Below are 16,720 nucleotides of genomic sequence, written 5' to 3' on the forward strand. Positions count from 1 at the left end.
AACGGTACCGCACTCCGCAGAGGCAGGTATCGCAACGAGCTCTTGCCCGTGTGGGAGCGGCCTTGGCCGCTCCCACAGGAAGACCCCGCCACGGCCGCCTCCATCATGCCGAGCGGCGCGACTGCTCCTGCACCGCGGCCGGACGGTAGGCATGGAACGCCACCGTCGCGGACGCACGGCCCTGGCTCAGCGAGCGCAGCGCGGTGCTGTAACCGTCGAGGTGCGCGAGCGGCACGTCGGCGTCGATCTCCGTGCGCTCCTGACGGTCGGTCAGGTTCACGATCTGGCCGCCGCGACGCTGCAGGTCGCCCAGTACGTCGCCCACGGCCGACCCCGGCGCGCTCACCGACACCCGCATCACGGGCTCCAGCAGCACGGTACCGGTCGCCTCGAGGGCGGCCTTCACCGCGATCTGCGCGGCCCGGTGGAACGCGGCTTCGTTGGAGTCGACCGCGTGCGCCTGCCCGTCGAGCACCGCGACCGCCGTGCCCACCACCGGGAAGCCGCGCGGACCTTCGATCAGCGCGGACGCGACGCCCTTCTCGACGGCCGCCTGGAACTGCTTCGGGATCACGCCACCCGTGGTGCGATCCTCGAACGCATTGACGTCCTCGCCGTTCGGCGTCACCGACAGCACGACGCGCGCGTACTGACCGCTGCCGCCGGTCTGCTTGGCCAGCTTGCCTTCGATCGGGCCCGACGCTTTCGCCGGTGTTTCCTGATAGGCGACACGCGGCGACCCGGTACGCACCTGTACGCCCCACTCCCTGCGCAGCCGTTCCACCATCACTTCCAGGTGCAGTTCGCCCATGCCCCACACCAGCGTCTCGCCGGTATCGGGATCGGTGCCGACGCGGAACGACGGATCCTCCTGCGCCAGGCGCGCCAGACCGTTGCCGAGCTTCAGCAGGTCGGCCGACCGTTCCGGCGACAGGCGCCACGACAGCACGGCCGGCTGCGCCTGGATCGCCTCGAGCCGAAGGTGATGCTGCGCATCCGAAAGCGTCTCGCCGGTCGCCACGTCTTTCCAGCCCGCGATCGCGACGATATCGCCCGCCTCGGCGAGGTCCACCGCTTCCGTGTCTTCCGCGCGCACGACGGCAAGGCGGCCGATGCGCTGCACGCGATCGGTACCGCTACGCCATACGGCGTCGCCCACGTGCAGTCGCCCCGCGTAGACGCGGACGAAGGCGAGCGGACCGTGTGCCTGGTTCACCACCTTGAAGACCAGCGCCGCCAGCGGCGCGTCCGCGTCGGGCGCGACCGCGACGTCACCTTTCTCCGTGTGTGCGACCACGGCCGGCCGGTCGAGCGGCGACGGCAGATAAGCCACGAACGCATCGAGCAACGGTTCGATACCGACGTTCCGGAAGGCCGAACCCGGCAGAACGGGCGAGCCAACGCCCGCGAGCGTGCCGCGGCGCAATGCCGCCGTCAGCGTGTCCGCGTCGATCGGCTGATCCGCGAGCCACAACTCGGCGAGCGTCTCGTCGCGATCGGCCACGCTGGCGACGAGCTCGGCACGCGCCGACGCATGCGCCAGGCGCTCGTTGTCGTCCCACGGGCTGACCGCCGGGGTGCCCGCGTCGTCGAAGCGCCACGTGCGTTCGGCGACGAGATCGACGAGGCCGGTCATGTGTTCGCCTTCGACGATCGGACGCGCGACCACCCACGGATTCGCACCGAGCTTTTCACGCATCTGCGCCACCACGGCGTCGAAATCCGCGCCTGGCCGGTCCATCTTGTTGACGAACGCCATCAGGGGCACGCCGTGACGACGCGCCTGGTGCCACACGGTTTCGGACTGCGGCTGCACGCCGGCCACGCCGGAGAACACGGTGACGGCACCATCGAGCACGCGCAGCGAGCGCTCGACCTCGATGGCGAAGTCGATGTGTCCCGGGGTATCGATCAGCGTGAGGCGGTGGGGCTCGCCGCCTTCCGGCGTCCAGTTCGCGCGCACGGCGGCGGCACCGATCGTGATGCCGCGCTCGCGCTCGAGTTCCATGTGATCGGTGGTGGTCGCGCCGTCGTGCACTTCGCCGGTGCGATGGATCGTGCCGGTCTTGAAGAGCAGGCGCTCGGTGAGCGTGGTCTTGCCCGCATCGACGTGCGCGATGATGCCGAGGTTGCGCCAACGGTCGACGGGGATACGGGTTTCGCGGGTGGTACTCATGGCAAACGGATTCCTGTTCGAAAAGGCCAGGGGCTCGCAATGGCTGTCGAGCGAGGCACTCCCCGGACCGACCGCCGCCCCTGGCTGAGCAGGACGGTCAGGTTCGGGGGTCGCGGCAGTTCTTCATGGCACCGTGCTCCGGAAACGAACGCGTGGAAAAAAAGAAAAAAAAAGCACCCTCGCGGGTGCCTTGCTATCGGTCATCGGGGGCGGAGACGTCCTATGACGACTTCCGGCCCGGCACGGAACGCGCGCACCCGCGACGCGCCCATGAGGCGATCGTTGGTTCGGTCAAATCGTGCTTGCAGCGGAACATGGGGCGATCCGGGTGGATGACTGGCCCCCTAGATTGGCACGGTTCCGCCGCTTTCAAGGGGGTGCCGGTCACACGATCGCCATCGCAGGTATAACGGGGGGTACCCGACGGCGCACCGTCCCGCGAAGGAGCTCCCCATGCGTTACGTGAAACTCGGCCGCACCGGCCTCGAGATATCGCCACTGGTCCTCGGCTGCATGACCTACGGCGTGGCCGATCGCGGCGCCCACGCGTGGACGCTGGACGAGGAGCAGAGCCGCCCCTTCATCCGCAAGGCGCTCGATCTTGGCGTGAATGTCTTCGACACGGCGAACATGTACTCCGATGGCACGTCCGAGGAGATCCTTGGACGTGCCCTACGCGACTTCGCCCGGCGCGACGAGGTGGTGATCGCGACCAAGACGTTCATGCGCTGGGGCAAAGGGCCGAACATGGGTGGTCTGTCGCGCAAGGCGATCTTCCAGTCCGTCGACGACAGCCTGCGGCGGCTCGGTACCGACTACGTCGATCTGCTGCAGATCCATCGCCACGATGGCGACGTGCCCGTGGAAGAAACTCTCGAGGCGCTGCACGACGTCGTCAAGGCGGGCAAGGCCCGCTATCTCGGTGCATCGTCCATGTACGCGTGGCAGTTCGCGCAGATGATCTACACGTCGCGCCTGCATGGGTGGACGGAGTTCGTCAGCATGCAGAACCACTACAACCTCATCCAGCGCGAAGACGAACGCGAGATGATCCCGTTCTGTCGCGATCAGGGCATCGCGCTGCTGCCGTGGAGCCCGCTCGCGCGCGGACGCCTCACGCGCGACTGGGACGACGAAAGCGAACGGCAGAAGACCGACGTGTTCGGCGGCACGCTCTACACCCGTACCGAAGACGCCGATCGCCGGATCGTCGCCGCCGTGAAGCAGATCGCCGCCGCGCGTGGCATCCCCCGCGCACAGGTTGCCCTCGCCTGGGTGGCCCGCCGCCCCGGCGTCACGGCGCCGATCGTCGGTGCGTCGAAGCCGCATCATCTGAACGACGCGGTCGCCGCGATCGATCTGGCGCTGACCGACGACGAGATGGCGGTGCTGGAGGAAGCGTATACGCCCAGACCGCTCGCAGGATTCGATTGAGCCAAGGGAAGCCTCGCCGCTTCGGTCGTAGCGTACCTTGGCGCTCCTGCAACAACGCCAGGGCCGGCACTTGATTGTGTGCATATGCACTGATAGGCTTGCACCATGCAAACCCGCAACCAGTTCTGCAACTGCTTCGCCGCGCGGCAGGCCGCTCGTGCGCTCACGCGCGTCTACGAGCGCCACCTGGCACCGTCGGGCCTGACGTCATCGCAGTTCTCGATCCTGGTCGCCATCGACGACGTGCCGGGTATCGGCATCCGCGAATTGTCGGACGAACTGGTCATGGACCGCACGAGTCTCGTCCGTGCGCTGCAGCCGCTGCAGCGTGACGGTCTGGTGGCAGTGTCCGTCGCCGGGGCCGACTCGCGGCAGAAGGTCTACGTACTGACGCCAGCCGGTGTCGCCCGTCTGGAACAGGCGTCGCCGCTCTGGGAGCAGGCGCAGGCCGAGTTCGTCGAGCGCTTCGGCGGCGACGACGCGGCGGCGGGTGCGCGCGAAGCCTTTCATCGCATGAGCCGGTTCGACTGAACCCTTTTTTTGTCCATAAACGTGCATATGCACATTACAGGAGATCCGACATGACCGTCGCCACGCCCGGCACCGCCCTCGTCACCGGTGCCTCGACCGGTATCGGTGCCATCTACGCCGACCGCCTCGCCCGCCGCGGTTACGACCTCGTGCTCGTCGCACGCAACCAGCAGAAACTCGACGCCATCTCGAAACGTCTGTCCGCCGAGACCGGACGCGTGGTGCGCACGGTCGCCGCCGACCTCACGGTCGACGCGGATGTGGCGAAGGTAGAGGACGTGATCGCTGCGACACCGACGCTCAGCCTGCTGGTCAACAACGCCGGCGTCGGTTCGACGGCGAAGCTGCTCGATGCCGACGTGGGCAAGATGACCGACATGATCGCGCTGAATGTCACGGCGCCAACGCGTCTTGCCTATAAGGCCGTGCCTGCGTTCGTCGCACGCGGTGGCGGCGCGGTCATCAACATCGCGTCGATCGTGGCCATCGCGCCGGAGCTACTCAACGGTGTCTACGGCGGCAGCAAGGCATTCATCCTCGCGCTCTCGCAGTCGATGCATCACGAACTCGCCGCGCACAACATCAAGGTGCAGGCCGTGCTTCCGGGCGCGACGGCGACCGACTTCTGGGACATCTCCGGCCTGGCCGTCGAGAACCTGCCGCCGAGCTGGGTGATGACCGCCGCCGACATGGTCGACGCGTCGCTGGCCGGCTTCGACGCGGGCGAGCTGGTGACCCTGCCCGCCGTCGAAGACACGGTGCTGATCGAAAACTTCGAGAACGCCCGTCAGGCACTCGCAGGCAAATTGTCGGGCGTGACGCCGGCAACGCGCTATGGCCTCTCGAAGGCCACGGCTGCCTGAGCCCGTGTGGGAGCGGCCTTGGCCGCGATGGGTGCTTGCCGCGAGCACCCATCGCGGCCGAGGCCGCTCCCACAGGGCATGCTGGCGCGAGCACCCATTGTGGCCGAGGCCACTCCCACAGGATATGCGTGCCGCTATGGCGCCTTCTGCATCGAGCGCTTTGCGATCGCGGCTTCGATCGCGTCGGCGGCGACGACGGCACCGCGCTCGCTGCGAATGCCTGTCGCGAGATGGGCGGCCCTCGCGGCGATGTCCGCGTCGGTAAGCAACACATTCAAAAGCATCGCTGCGCGGGCGGCTTCGTAACGCGACGCACGCAGCACCCGTCCCACGCCGAGCCGCTCCACGCGCGCCGCGTTGTCCGGCTGGTCGAACCCATGCGGCACGACCAGCTGCGGACGGCCTGACCGCAGCGCTTCCTGCGTCGTTCCTACCCCGCCGTGATGCACGACGACCGCGGCACGCGCGAACAGCGCACCGTGCGGCGCGTACTCCTCGATCGCGATGCCGTCGGGCAGCGGATCGGGCAGCCGCGCACGCATGTCGGGCGAGCCTGTGAGCAGCACCGCACGACGCCCGAGCGACGTGGCGGCGGCGATGCTTTCGCGCAGGAAGTCTGCGCCGGCGTGCACCGCCGCCGAGCCGAGCGTGAACACGATCGGTGGTTCGCCGTCGTCCAGGAACGCCGCGAGCGTGTCCGGCAACACGTCGCCCGCGGGCGCGTAGCGGCACTGCCCCGTGATCGTCGCCTGGCTCGGGGCGTCGGGAGGCAGCGTGCCGAGCACGGGCGAATACATCGCGAGCACGCCGTCGCGCGCGTGCTGCCCCTCGTGGAAAGGATCGCCCCATGGCGACACCACCGGCAGGCCCAGCGACATCCGGAAGTCGCGCACCGGCTGTGTCCACGACGCCGTGATCCATGCAGCCATGCGGCGCAGCCAGATCCCGCGCCCGGGCGAGCGGCGGACGGCCGCGTCGAACGCGCCCCACCCGGTGGCCGGCGGATCCCACGCGGAGAGGAAGACGGCCGGTGACAGCACACCCGACAGCCACGCGAGCCGGCCGGTTTCGCCGATGATCTGCCCGGCGAACGCGAGGGTGGTGGTGACGATCGCGTCCGCGTCGGCGCACACGGGCGCGAGCGCCGCATGACTGGCGGCGACGTCGACCGCGGCCATGTCGCGGACCACGAAGCGCGGTCCGCGCCATGGATGGAAGGCGCGCGCGGCGAACGCCGCCTTGTCGTCCGGCTCCGCGATGCCGCTGGCCAGCAGGAAGTCGAGCCCCGCCTCCGCCACGGCCTGCCGATGCAGCGAATGCGCCGCGATCGTCACCCGGTGACCGCGCGCGGCCAGTTCCCTGCCGACCGCCAGGAACGGGAACAGGTCGCCCTGTGATCCGACCGTCGCCATCACGATGTGCCGTCCCGCCATGCGTCGCTCCTTCCCGAGTGACCCGCATTCTGACCCGGTGGGAGCCAGCCTGCTGGCGAAGGGTGCTTGCGGCAAGCACCCTTCGCCAGCAGGCTGGCTCCCACCATCGACGACCCGGCGTTGACTTGATCCGCCCGGACGACTAACGTGCCACCCGCCAGCGGTCTTTATCTTCCTATTCGAATAGAGAGATAAAGCTAAGAGGGAAGCCGGTGTGAATCCGGCGCTGCCCCGCAGCGGTATGTGGAGACGAACCCGTCACAGGCACTGGATCGATGAGGATCCGGGAAGCGACGGGCGAGGCGACGCCATGCGCGTCACATCCACGAGCCCGAAGACCTGCCGCCAGCCGGAACGGCCTCGTCGTCATGGACGACGTCGTTCCGCCGACCTGGGTGTCGCCGCTCGCGCGGCCGCCCGGTTCGCCCGCGGGGGCGAAGGTCGACGGTGCGTTCCCATGACGATGCGTCGCCCGCTACCCGCGGGCGGCCCGCCGTCGTGTGTGCAGCCGCCCTTCCCTCCTCTTTTTCCTAAAGAGGACCTGTTCATGCCACACGTTACTTACCCCGGTTTTCCCCGCATCGGCAGACGCCGCGAACTCAAGCGGGCGCTCGAATCCCACTGGAAGAACGAACTCGACCGCGACGGACTGCTTGCCGTCGCGCGCGACCTGCGTCGCCAGCACTGGGCGCTTGCCCGCGAGGCCGGCGCAGACAGCGTTCCGGTGAACGATTTCTCGCTCTACGACCACGTGCTCGACGCCGCCGTGCTCGTCGATGCGATTCCCGCGCGATACCGCGGGCTCTACGAGCGCGATCCGCTGGCCGGCTACTTCGCCATGGCGCGCGGTCATCAGGACGCCACGGTCGATGTGCACGCGCTGGAGATGACCAAGTGGTTCGACACCAACTACCACTACATCGTGCCGGAGCTGGTTGCCGGCCAGACCTTTCGCGCGCGCCCGGCGAAGGTCGTCGACGAGTTCCGCGAAGCCGTCGCCGCCGGTCACGCCGCCCGTCCCGTGCTGATCGGCCCGATCACCTTCCTGCGCCTGGCCAAGACCGTCGACGGCAGCGACCCGCTCGCGCTGCTCGACGGGCTCCTGCCGGCGTGGCTCGACGTACTCGACGCACTGGCCGACGCCGGCGCCGACTGGGTGCAGGTCGACGAACCCGCGCTGGTACTGGACCTCGACGACGCGACCCGCGACGCGTATCGCCACGCCTATGCACGCATCGCCGAACGGTCTCGCGTGCGCATCCTGCTGGCCACGTATTTCGGTGGTCCCGGCGACGACGTCGCGCTGCTCGCGTCGCTACCCGTCGCGGGCTTCCATGTCGACCTCGTGCGTGGCGAGGACGATCTTTCCGCGCTGCTCGAGGCGCTGCCCGACGACGCGATCGTCTCCGCGGGCATCCTGGATGGCCGCAACGTCTGGCTGAGCGCTCCCGATAAGGTGCTCCCGCGCATCGAAGCGCTGCGCGACCGGCTGGGCGACGAACGCCTTTGGTTATCGACGTCGTGCTCGTTGCTGCACGTGCCGATCGACGTCGCCGGAGAGAAGCGCCTGCGCGGCGGCGTCGGCGAGTGGCTGTCGTTCGCGCGGCAGAAGATCGAAGAACTGCGTCGCTACGCGGACGCCGCGAACGGCGCGGCGGACGCCCGCGCGTCGCTCGCCGCGCAGCAGGCCGTCGTGGACGCGCGGCTCGCGTCGCCCGATGTCGTGCGTCCCCACGTACGCGCCCGGGTCCGCGGCCTCACGCCGCAGTTCGCCCAGCGTCGCTCCGCGTTCGGATTCCGCAAGGTCGTGCAGCGGGAACGCTTCGGTCTGCCCGACCTGCCGACGACCACGATCGGTTCGTTCCCGCAGACGCCCGACCTGCGCAACGCGCGCGCGGCGCATCGGGCCGGCAGGCTGGACGACGCGTCGTATGCCGACGTGCTGCGCGAGGAAGTCCGTCGCGCGGTGCGGTTTCAGGAGGAAGCCGGCATCGACGTGCTGGTGCACGGCGAGCCCGAGCGCAACGACATGGTGGAGTATTTCGCCGAGCAGCTCGACGGCTATGCGTTCACCTCGCTCGGCTGGGTGCAGAGCTATGGATCGCGCTGCGTGAAGGCACCGATCATCTACGGGGACGTCGCCCGCCCCGCGCCGATGACCGTGGCGTGGTCGGCCTACGCGCAGTCGCTGACCGAACGGCCGATGAAAGGCATGCTGACCGGTCCGGTGACGATGCTGCAGTGGTCGTTCGTGCGCGACGACCTCCCCCGCGCCGACGTCTGCCGCCAGATCGCGCTCGCGCTCCGCGACGAGGTGCACGATCTCGAAAAGGCGGGCATCGGCATCGTGCAGATCGACGAACCCGCGCTCCGCGAGGGCATGCCCCTCCGTCGCCACGCATGGGCCGCGTACCTCGACTGGGCGGTGGACGCGTTCCGCATCACCGCGGGCGGCGTCAGCGACGCGACCCAGGTCCATACCCATATGTGCTACTCGGAGTTCAACGACATCATGGACGCGGTGGCCGCCATGGATGCCGACGTGATCTCCATCGAAACGAGCCGGTCGCGCATGGAGCTGCTGGAGGCGTTCACGACGTTCCGGTACCCGAACGGCATCGGCCCCGGCGTCTACGACATCCACTCCCCCCGCGTGCCGGCGGAAGCCGAGATGGCCGATCTGGTGGCCCGGGCCCTGCAGGTCCTGGCTCCCGACCAGCTCTGGATCAACCCCGATTGCGGCCTGAAGACCCGCGGCTGGCCCGAGGTCCGGGACGCGTTGACGGGGATGGTGGCCGTGGCCCGGGCAGCCCGGGAGCGGCTGACGGCGGCGGGCTGAGGCCCCCCGACGCCCGCGCACCCCTGTGGGAGCCGCTATGGGGGCTGCCACAGGGGTACCACCGACGATCGCCGCTGAACATCCATGCAATCGTCACCCCCGGGGCGTACCCTCCCCTCTGCAAACCCGGGCCGAGCCGTGTATCATGGCGCGCCCATTTATCTCTTTATCCGTAAAGAAGGATATATCCTCGCGATGAGCAACTACCTCTTCACCTCCGAGTCGGTCTCCGAAGGCCATCCGGACAAGATCGCCGACCAGATCTCGGACGCGGTCCTCGACGCGATTCTTGCCCAGGATCCGCGCGCGCGCGTGGCGTGCGAGACGCTGGTGAAGACCGGCGTCGCCATCGTCGCAGGCGAAATCACCACCAGCGCCTGGATCGACCTCGAGGCCCTCACCCGCAAGGTGATCCTCGACATCGGCTACAACAGCTCCGACGTCGGTTTCGACGGCGAGACCTGCGGCGTGCTCAACCTCATCGGCAAGCAGTCGCCGGACATCAACCAGGGCGTGGATCGCAAGAAGCCGGAAGAACAGGGCGCTGGCGACCAGGGCCTGATGTTCGGCTACGCCACGAACGAGACCAGCGAATACATGCCGGCGGCGATCCACTACGCCCACCGTCTCGTCGAGCAGCAGACCAAGGTCCGCAAGAAGAAGAACTCGCCGCTGCCGTGGCTGCGCCCGGACGCCAAGAGCCAGGTCACCCTGCGCTACGAGAACGGCGAAGCCGTCGCCATCGACGCCGTCGTGCTCTCCACGCAGCACGATCCGGACGTGAAGCAGAAGGACCTCATCGAAGGCGTGCGCGAGCTGATCCTGAAGCCCGTGCTGCCGGCGAAGCTGCTGCACAAGGGCACCAAGTTCCACATCAACCCGACCGGCAAGTTCGTCATCGGCGGCCCGGTGGGCGACTGCGGCCTCACCGGCCGCAAGATCATCGTCGACACCTACGGCGGCTGGGCCCGTCACGGCGGCGGCGCGTTCTCCGGTAAGGATCCGTCCAAGGTCGACCGCTCGGCTGCCTACGCCGCCCGCTACGTCGCCAAGAACATCGTCGCGGCCGGCCTCGCCGACCGTTGCGAGATCCAGGTCAGCTACGCCATCGGCGTCGCCGAGCCGACCTCCATCTCGGTGACCACGTTCGGTACCGGCAAGATTCCGGACGAGAAGATCGAGAAGCTGATCCGCAAGCACTTCGACCTGCGCCCGTACGGCATCATCCAGATGCTCGACCTGGTGCACCCGATGTACCAGCCGACCGCGTCGAACGGTCACTTCGGCCGCAAGCCCTACGAGGTCACCGACAAGAACGGCAACACGTTCACGGCGTTCTCGTGGGAGAAGACCGACAAGGCCGAGATCCTGCGCGACGCCGCGGGCCTCGGTGCGACGGTCGCGCGCCGCAAGTAAGCGACCCTCCATCGTTCATCGAAAAGGCGCCTTCGGGCGCCTTTTTTCGTTGTCTGGCGGGAGCCAGCCTGCTGTTTACGGCCATTTCATCGTCCGGATGCGACACAGTGCTTTCGTCACCGGAGACACCACCATGAACCTCACCCGCCCCCTCGCCACCGCGCTGCTCGCCACCGCCCTGTCCTTCGCGGCACAGGCACAGGACAAGGACTCGCAAGGCGGCACGGCGACCGACGCCGGGTTCTTCAAGAACGCGTCGGCCTCCGGCCTCACGGAGGTGGCCGCGAGCAAGGTCGCGCTGGAACGGTCGTCCTCGCCGACGGTGAAGAAGTTCGCGCAGACGATGATCGACGACCACACGAAGGCCAACGAGGAACTCGAAGGCCTGAAGTCGGGCGACAAGGGCTACTCGATCGCAGGACAGCCCACGCCGGATGGCGAGAAGCTGATCGATGCGATGAAGCGGCTCAGCGGTGCGGAACTGAACAGCACCTACCGCAAGATGATGATCGCCGATCACGAGAAAGCCGTGGCGATGTTCGAGGTGGAGATCGAGAAGGGTTCCAATCCCGAGCTCAAGGCCTTCGCGAAGAAGACCCTGCCGACGCTGAAGCATCACCTGAAGGATGCGAAGGCCCTGCCGGCGAAGTGACGGCTAGCGGTGGGAGCCAGCCTGCTGGCTCCCCCGACCGATCACGCGTTACGGTTCGAACCCGAAAGCACGTCGACCCACACGGCCAGCACCAGGATCACGCCCTTGATCATCATCTGCCAGCTGTTGTCGACGTCCATCAGCTGCATGCCGCTGTCGAGGCTGGCCATCACGAGCGCGCCGACCAGAGCACCGTAGACCGTACCCGAACCGCCACGCATCGACGTACCGCCGATGAAGCACGCCGAGATGGCGTCGAGCTCGGCGCCCGTGCCCGCCGACGGCGAACCCGAACCCGTGCGCGCCACCGTGATGATGCCCGCGAAGGCGCACATCAGGCCCATCAGCGCGAAGACGACGAGTTTCACGCGCGCCACGTTCACGCCCGAGAGGCGCGTGGCCTCCATGTTGCCGCCCACCGCGTAGATGTGCCGGCCAAACACCGTCTGTGTCGACACGTAGGTGAACACGGCCAGCAGCGCGAGCAGGATCATCACCGGAATGGGGATGCCGTTGGCATCGTTGAGTACGCGCACGAAGCCGAAGATGAACGCGCCGATCGCAACGATCCGCGCCACGTCGATCCACGTGGCCGCCTGCTGAAGCCCCAGCTTCGCCCGGCGCACGCGACGCCGCACCGTGAGTGCCACCATCGCGAGGAAGATGATGGCGCCAATCCACACGGACAGCACCGGCGGCACGAAACCCTGGCCGAGGGCGATCAGGTCGTCGGGTGCCGGCGCGATCGTGGAGCTGCCCGTGATGTAGAGCACGAGGCCGCGAAACGCCAGCATCCCGCCCAGGCCGACGATGAACGACGGCACGCGCATTTTGGTCACGACGAAGCCGTTGACGGCACCGATTACCAGGCCGAGCGCGAGCACCGCCGCGATGGATGGCCACGTGCCCCACCCCATGTTCACCGTGAGGATCGCCGCCACACCGCCCAGCAGGCCGAGCTGCGAGCCGATGGACAGGTCGATCTCGCCTGCGATGATGATGAAGACCATGCCGCAGGCGAGCATCCCGGTGATCGCCATCTGCCGGAACAGATTGGACAGATTGCCCGGCGTGACGAAGGCCTGCTCGGTCTTGACGTGGAAGAAGATCCAGATGACGGCGACCGCGATGAGCAGTGCGAGGATCTTGTAGCGGACGAACAGTTGCTGGACTTTCTGGGCCTGCATGAGGACTTCCTGGTAACGCGGTGGAATGGATCAGGCGGCGTGGGCCGGCCCTTCGGCAGCGTGCGAGATGGCGGCGGCGAGCACCTGTTCCTGGGTGAGGCCTTCGCTGGGGAAGTTGCCGCGCAAGCGGCCCTCGCCCACCACGAGCACCCGGTCGCTCACGCCAAGCACCTCGGGCATCTCGGACGAGACCATGACGATCGCCACGCCACGCTGCGCCAGCTCGAACATGAGCTTGTAGATGTCGTACTTGGAGCCGACGTCCACGCCGCGCGTGGGCTCGTCGAGGATCAGCACCTTGGGGTCCGGCAGCAGCATCTTCGTGAGCACCGCTTTCTGCTGGTTGCCGCCGGACAGGCCGACGATCGGCAGTTCCGGGCTCGCGGTCTTCACACGCAGCCGCTTGATCTCCGCATCGACCACCTGCATTTCGGCCTGGCGGTCGATCTGGCCCGCGGTGGCGTAATGCCATAGCGTGGCGAGCGTGATGTTGTCGCCGACGCCGAGCAGCGGCACGATCCCCTGGCGTTTGCGATCTTCGGGCACCAGCGACAGGCCCGCCTTGATCGCCTGCTCCGGGCTGCGGATCGACACGGGCTTGCCGTCGATCACCACCTCGGCCTCGTAGCGCCCCGGGTACGCGCCGAAGATCGCGGAAACCAGCTCGGTGCGCCCCGCACCGACGAGCCCCGCGATGCCGACGATCTCGCCGCGGCGCACCTCGAACGAGATGTCGTCGACGCGCTTGCGGTTCGGATTGGTGACGTCCCAGCAGGTGACGTGGCGCGCTTCGAAGATGACCTCGCCGATGTCGTGCTCCACCTTCGGGAAGAGGTTCTCGATGTCGCGACCGACCATCGCCGTGATGATGGAATGGGTCGTCATCTCGCTCATCGGCTTCGTCACGATGTGCTTGCCGTCGCGGATCACGGTGACGGTGTCGCAGACTCGGGCCACTTCGTCGAGCTTGTGCGAGATGTAGACGCAGGCGACGCCGTCGCGCTTCAGGTCCTCGATGATCGAAAGCAGCGTATCGGTCTCGGACGACGTCAGCGAGGACGATGGCTCGTCGAGGATCAGCAGGCGCGCGTTCTTCGCCAGCGCCTTCGCGATCTCGAACAGCTGCTGGTAGCCACCACCGTAGTTCATCACCGGGGCCGCCACGTTGACGTCTTTCAGCTTCAGCCGGGCGAGCAGTGCTTCGGCCTTGGCGTACATCGCGTCGTAATCCATGACGCCGCCGAATTTCCTGATCTCGTTACCCAGGAAGATGTTCTCGGCCACCGACAGCTGCGGCACGAGCATGAGCTCCTGGTGGATGATCACGATGCCGGCCTGCTCGCTGTCGCGCACCGAATAGGCCTTCAGCGGCTTGTCGTCGAAAAGGATCTCACCCTCCCACGTGCCGTACGGATAGACACCGGAGAGCACCTTCATGAGGGTCGACTTGCCGGCGCCGTTCTCGCCGCACAACCCCACGCATTCGCCGGGCCGCACGGCCAGGTCGATGCCATTGAGCGCGCGCACGCCGGAAAACTCCTTGACGATCTGGCGCATCTCGAACAGGTATTGACTCACCGCGGTTTCCTTCTTGGGCCGACGACGCCCCGTGGAAGAGGCGTCGCCGTAGCTGCGTTTACTGACCGACCTGCGCCTGCGTGTAGAACCCGTCCTTGACCACGAGATCGACGTTCTGCTTCGTCAGCAGAGTCGGGGTGAGCAGGATGGTGTCGACGTCCTTCTTGCCGTTGTTCATCTTCGACGTGAAGGTCGGGGCCTCACCCTTCGCGAGCTGCACCGCGAGATTGGCGGCATCCGTCGCGATCGTCCTGATCGGCTTGTAGACGGTCATCGTCTGCGTGCCTGCCTTGATGCGCTTGATCGCGGCGAGATCGGCATCCTGTCCGGACACGGCCACCTTGCCGGCGAGCTTCTGCCCGTTCAGCGCGGCGATCGCGCCACCCGCGGTGCCGTCGTTCGACGCGACGATGCCCTGGATGTTGTTCTTGTTCGCCGTGAGCGCGTTCTCGACGATCGACTGCGCGTTGGACGCCAGCCACTCGTTGGTCCACTGCTGGCCGACGATCTTGATGTCGCCCTTGTCCACGAGCGGCTTCAGCACCTTCATCTGTCCCTCGCGAAGGATCTTCGCGTTGTTGTCGGTCGGTGCACCGCCAAGCAGGAAGTAATTGCCCTTGGGTGCCGCGTTGACGACACCCTGCGCCTGCATCTGCCCGACCTTGTCGTTATCGAACGAGATGTACGCGTCGACGTCGGCATTGAGGATGAGGCGGTCGTACGAGATGACCTTGATGCCCGCCTTCTTCGCCTCGGCCACCACGGTCGTGAGCGTCTTCGCGTTGAACGGCACGATCACGATGACGTCGACCTTGCGCGAGATCAGGTTCTCGATCTGCTGGATCTGCTTCTGCTCGTTCGCATCGGCCGACTGCACGGACACCGTGGCACCCTTGGCCTCGACCGCGGCCTTGAAGTAATCGCGATCCTTCGTCCAGCGTTCGACGCGCAGGTCGTCGATGGAGAATCCGATGACGGGCTTTTCCTTGCTCGCATGCGCCTGCGGCGTGGCGAAGACGCCGGCGGCGATCATCGATACGGCGAGCAACGTGTGTAGGGCCTTCTGCTTCATTCTCGTCTCCATGGTGCTATGGAATCGCCCGTCAGGTGGGGCGGAAATCGTCGCCGGCGGTGGCGTCGGCATACAGCGGCTTCAATCGCTCGTACGAGCGGCGGAACAAAGGGTGGCGCGTTTGCAGGAAATAAGCATGACGCGCTGCATCGGGCTCGCGCACCGCCGTGATCGCCGGCATCGGGCAGACCTCGTCGAGGGGCGCCGTGGGCTCGACCGCCATGCGGGCGAGTCGCGCCGCGCCGAGCGCGGGACCGACTTCGCCCCCTTCGCGCAGCACCAGCCGCTTGCCGAGAATGTCGGCCAGCATCTGAGTCCAGTAGGCACTCCGCGAACCGCCTCCGATGACGGTGATCTCGTCCGCGACCACGCCCGTGGATTCCATCGCGAGCAGGCCATCGAGCAAGCCGAGGCCGACGCCTTCGAGCGTGGCGTTGGCGAGGTCGGCGCGCTCGGTGTCCGGGCCGAGGTGCGTGAACGAACCGCGGACGTGCGCGTCGTTGTGCGGCGTGCGCTCGCCGGTGAGGTAAGGCAGGAACATCGGCCCGTGCTTGCGCAGGCCCTGCGCCTCGGCCTCGGCCAGGAGGGCCGGCACGTCGGCGAAACCGGTGAGGCGCGCGGTGAAGTCGAGGCAGCTGGCGGCGTTGAGCATCACCGACATCAGGTGCCAGGTGTCCGGGAGCGCGTGACAGAAGCTGTGCACGGCCTGTTCGGGGCTCGAACGGAATCCGTCGGAGACGGCGAAGCAGACGCCCGACGTACCGAGCGAAAGCATCGCCTGCCCGTGGCGCACTATGCCCACGCCCACCGCGCCGGCCGCGTTGTCGCCACCGCCGCCCGCGACCGGCACAGTATCCATGCCCCAGCGGTCCGCCAGCTCGCGACGCAGGCGTCCCGCTATCTGCGTGCCCTCGACCACCCGCGGCATGTGCGAGCGATCGAGACCCGTCGCGGCCAGCATCGCGTCGCTCCATGCGCGTTTCGACACGTCGAGCCACAGCGTACCGGCCGCGTCCGACGCATCCGTCATGTACTCGCCCGTCAGGCGCAGACGGAGGTAATCCTTCGGCAGCAGCACCTTCGCGACGCGCGCGAACACATCCGGTTCGTGGCGGCGCATCCATGCGAGCTTCGGCGCGGTGAACCCGGGCATCGCAAGGTTGCCGGTAATCGCCCGGAAACCCGGCACGCGCTCCAGTTCGGCGCACTCGACGTCGGAACGGCCGTCGTTCCAGAGGATCGCGGGCCGCAGGATCGCATCCGACGCATCGAGCAGCGTCGCGCCGTGCATCTGTCCCGAAAGGCCGATGCCCGCGACGCGACGCGCGTCGACGCCACTGAGAACTTCCGTAACGGCACCCTCGGTCGCGGACCACCATGTGGCGGGATCCTGCTCCGACCACCGGGGCTGCGGATGCGACACCTGCAGGGCACGGGAAGCGCTGGCACACACCGCGCCACTCTCGTCCATGAGGACGGCTTTCACCGAGGACGTGCCCAGGTCGATGCCGAGGTAGATGCGTGCCACTGCTTCCATGT

General features: G+C 67.5%; 12 protein-coding genes and 1 riboswitch. Of the genes, 6 read left to right on the forward strand and 6 right to left on the reverse strand.

Features of this window, described 5'->3' with window-relative positions:
* Positions 1 to 103 precede the first annotated feature (103 nt).
* Positions 104 to 2,176: an elongation factor G gene (gene fusA, locus BMX32_RS04390; RefSeq protein WP_089974957.1), complete on the reverse strand. Its 2,073-nt coding sequence runs from the start codon at positions 2,174 to 2,176 to the stop codon at positions 104 to 106.
* A gap of 453 nt (positions 2,177 to 2,629) precedes the next feature.
* On the opposite strand from fusA, the gene BMX32_RS04395 reads away from it, so the two are divergent.
* From BMX32_RS04395 to BMX32_RS04405, 3 genes are all read left to right on the forward strand, one after another.
* Positions 2,630 to 3,610, forward strand: a complete 981-nt coding sequence (locus BMX32_RS04395) for an aldo/keto reductase (RefSeq protein WP_089974960.1) — start codon at positions 2,630 to 2,632, stop codon at positions 3,608 to 3,610.
* A gap of 105 nt (positions 3,611 to 3,715) precedes the next feature.
* Positions 3,716 to 4,141 carry a MarR family winged helix-turn-helix transcriptional regulator gene (locus BMX32_RS04400; RefSeq protein ID WP_089974963.1) on the forward strand — a complete coding sequence of 142 codons (426 nt, stop codon included), beginning with the start codon at positions 3,716 to 3,718 and terminating at the stop codon, positions 4,139 to 4,141.
* 50 nt (positions 4,142 to 4,191) lie between these two features.
* Positions 4,192 to 5,004, forward strand: coding sequence for an SDR family NAD(P)-dependent oxidoreductase (locus tag BMX32_RS04405; protein WP_089974965.1), 813 nt, complete (start codon positions 4,192 to 4,194; stop codon positions 5,002 to 5,004).
* 134 nt (positions 5,005 to 5,138) lie between these two features.
* Here BMX32_RS04405 and BMX32_RS04410 read toward each other — a convergent pair whose 3' ends face one another.
* Positions 5,139 to 6,437 carry a glycosyltransferase gene (locus tag BMX32_RS04410; RefSeq protein ID WP_089974968.1) on the reverse strand — a complete coding sequence of 433 codons (1,299 nt, stop codon included), beginning with the start codon at positions 6,435 to 6,437 and terminating at the stop codon, positions 5,139 to 5,141.
* A gap of 144 nt (positions 6,438 to 6,581) precedes the next feature.
* Positions 6,582 to 6,799, forward strand: a riboswitch (cobalamin riboswitch).
* 185 nt (positions 6,800 to 6,984) lie between these two features.
* Here BMX32_RS04410 and metE point away from each other — a divergent pair.
* The 3 genes from metE to BMX32_RS04425 all read left to right on the forward strand — a co-directional run bounded on the left by metE (position 6,985) and on the right by BMX32_RS04425 (position 11,344).
* Complete coding sequence (gene metE / locus BMX32_RS04415) at positions 6,985 to 9,276, forward strand: 5-methyltetrahydropteroyltriglutamate--homocysteine S-methyltransferase (protein ID WP_089974971.1); 2,292 nt, start codon at positions 6,985 to 6,987, stop codon at positions 9,274 to 9,276.
* Between the two features lie 195 nt (positions 9,277 to 9,471).
* Complete coding sequence (gene metK, locus BMX32_RS04420) at positions 9,472 to 10,692, forward strand: methionine adenosyltransferase (protein ID WP_089974974.1); 1,221 nt, start codon at positions 9,472 to 9,474, stop codon at positions 10,690 to 10,692.
* A 133-nt stretch (positions 10,693 to 10,825) separates the two neighbouring features.
* Positions 10,826 to 11,344: a DUF4142 domain-containing protein gene (locus BMX32_RS04425; protein WP_170843560.1), complete on the forward strand. Its 519-nt coding sequence runs from the start codon at positions 10,826 to 10,828 to the stop codon at positions 11,342 to 11,344.
* A 41-nt stretch (positions 11,345 to 11,385) separates the two neighbouring features.
* Here BMX32_RS04425 and BMX32_RS04430 read toward each other — a convergent pair whose 3' ends face one another.
* From BMX32_RS04430 to xylB, 4 genes are read right to left on the reverse strand one after another with little or no spacing between them, the layout of a single operon-like run.
* Complete coding sequence (locus BMX32_RS04430) at positions 11,386 to 12,531, reverse strand: sugar ABC transporter permease (RefSeq protein WP_089974980.1); 1,146 nt, start codon at positions 12,529 to 12,531, stop codon at positions 11,386 to 11,388.
* A 30-nt stretch (positions 12,532 to 12,561) separates the two neighbouring features.
* Positions 12,562 to 14,109, reverse strand: a complete 1,548-nt coding sequence (locus tag BMX32_RS04435; RefSeq protein ID WP_089974983.1) for a xylose ABC transporter ATP-binding protein — start codon at positions 14,107 to 14,109, stop codon at positions 12,562 to 12,564.
* Between the two features lie 58 nt (positions 14,110 to 14,167).
* Positions 14,168 to 15,181: a D-xylose ABC transporter substrate-binding protein gene (xylF, locus tag BMX32_RS04440; protein ID WP_211664169.1), complete on the reverse strand. Its 1,014-nt coding sequence runs from the start codon at positions 15,179 to 15,181 to the stop codon at positions 14,168 to 14,170.
* A gap of 31 nt (positions 15,182 to 15,212) precedes the next feature.
* Positions 15,213 to 16,718: a xylulokinase gene (gene xylB / locus BMX32_RS04445; protein WP_343123849.1), complete on the reverse strand. Its 1,506-nt coding sequence runs from the start codon at positions 16,716 to 16,718 to the stop codon at positions 15,213 to 15,215.
* Between the last annotated feature and the right edge of the window lie 2 nt (positions 16,719 to 16,720).

It is taken from the genome of Luteibacter sp. UNCMF331Sha3.1 (assembly GCF_900109915.1).
In the GTDB taxonomy this organism is placed as follows: domain Bacteria; phylum Pseudomonadota; class Gammaproteobacteria; order Xanthomonadales; family Rhodanobacteraceae; genus Luteibacter.

Coding starts and splice junctions, on each gene's coding strand:
- fusA (WP_089974957.1), bottom strand. CDS start 2,176: ATGAGTACCACCCGCGAAACCCGTATCCCCGTCGACCGTTGGCGCAAC.
- BMX32_RS04395 (WP_089974960.1), top strand. CDS start 2,630: ATGCGTTACGTGAAACTCGGCCGCACCGGCCTCGAGATATCGCCACTG.
- BMX32_RS04400 (WP_089974963.1), top strand. CDS start 3,716: ATGCAAACCCGCAACCAGTTCTGCAACTGCTTCGCCGCGCGGCAGGCC.
- BMX32_RS04405 (WP_089974965.1), top strand. CDS start 4,192: ATGACCGTCGCCACGCCCGGCACCGCCCTCGTCACCGGTGCCTCGACC.
- BMX32_RS04410 (WP_089974968.1), bottom strand. CDS start 6,437: ATGGCGGGACGGCACATCGTGATGGCGACGGTCGGATCACAGGGCGAC.
- metE (WP_089974971.1), top strand. CDS start 6,985: ATGCCACACGTTACTTACCCCGGTTTTCCCCGCATCGGCAGACGCCGC.
- metK (WP_089974974.1), top strand. CDS start 9,472: ATGAGCAACTACCTCTTCACCTCCGAGTCGGTCTCCGAAGGCCATCCG.
- BMX32_RS04425 (WP_170843560.1), top strand. CDS start 10,826: ATGAACCTCACCCGCCCCCTCGCCACCGCGCTGCTCGCCACCGCCCTG.
- BMX32_RS04430 (WP_089974980.1), bottom strand. CDS start 12,531: ATGCAGGCCCAGAAAGTCCAGCAACTGTTCGTCCGCTACAAGATCCTC.
- xylF (WP_211664169.1), bottom strand. CDS start 15,181: ATGAAGCAGAAGGCCCTACACACGTTGCTCGCCGTATCGATGATCGCC.
- xylB (WP_343123849.1), bottom strand. CDS start 16,718: ATGGAAGCAGTGGCACGCATCTACCTCGGCATCGACCTGGGCACGTCC.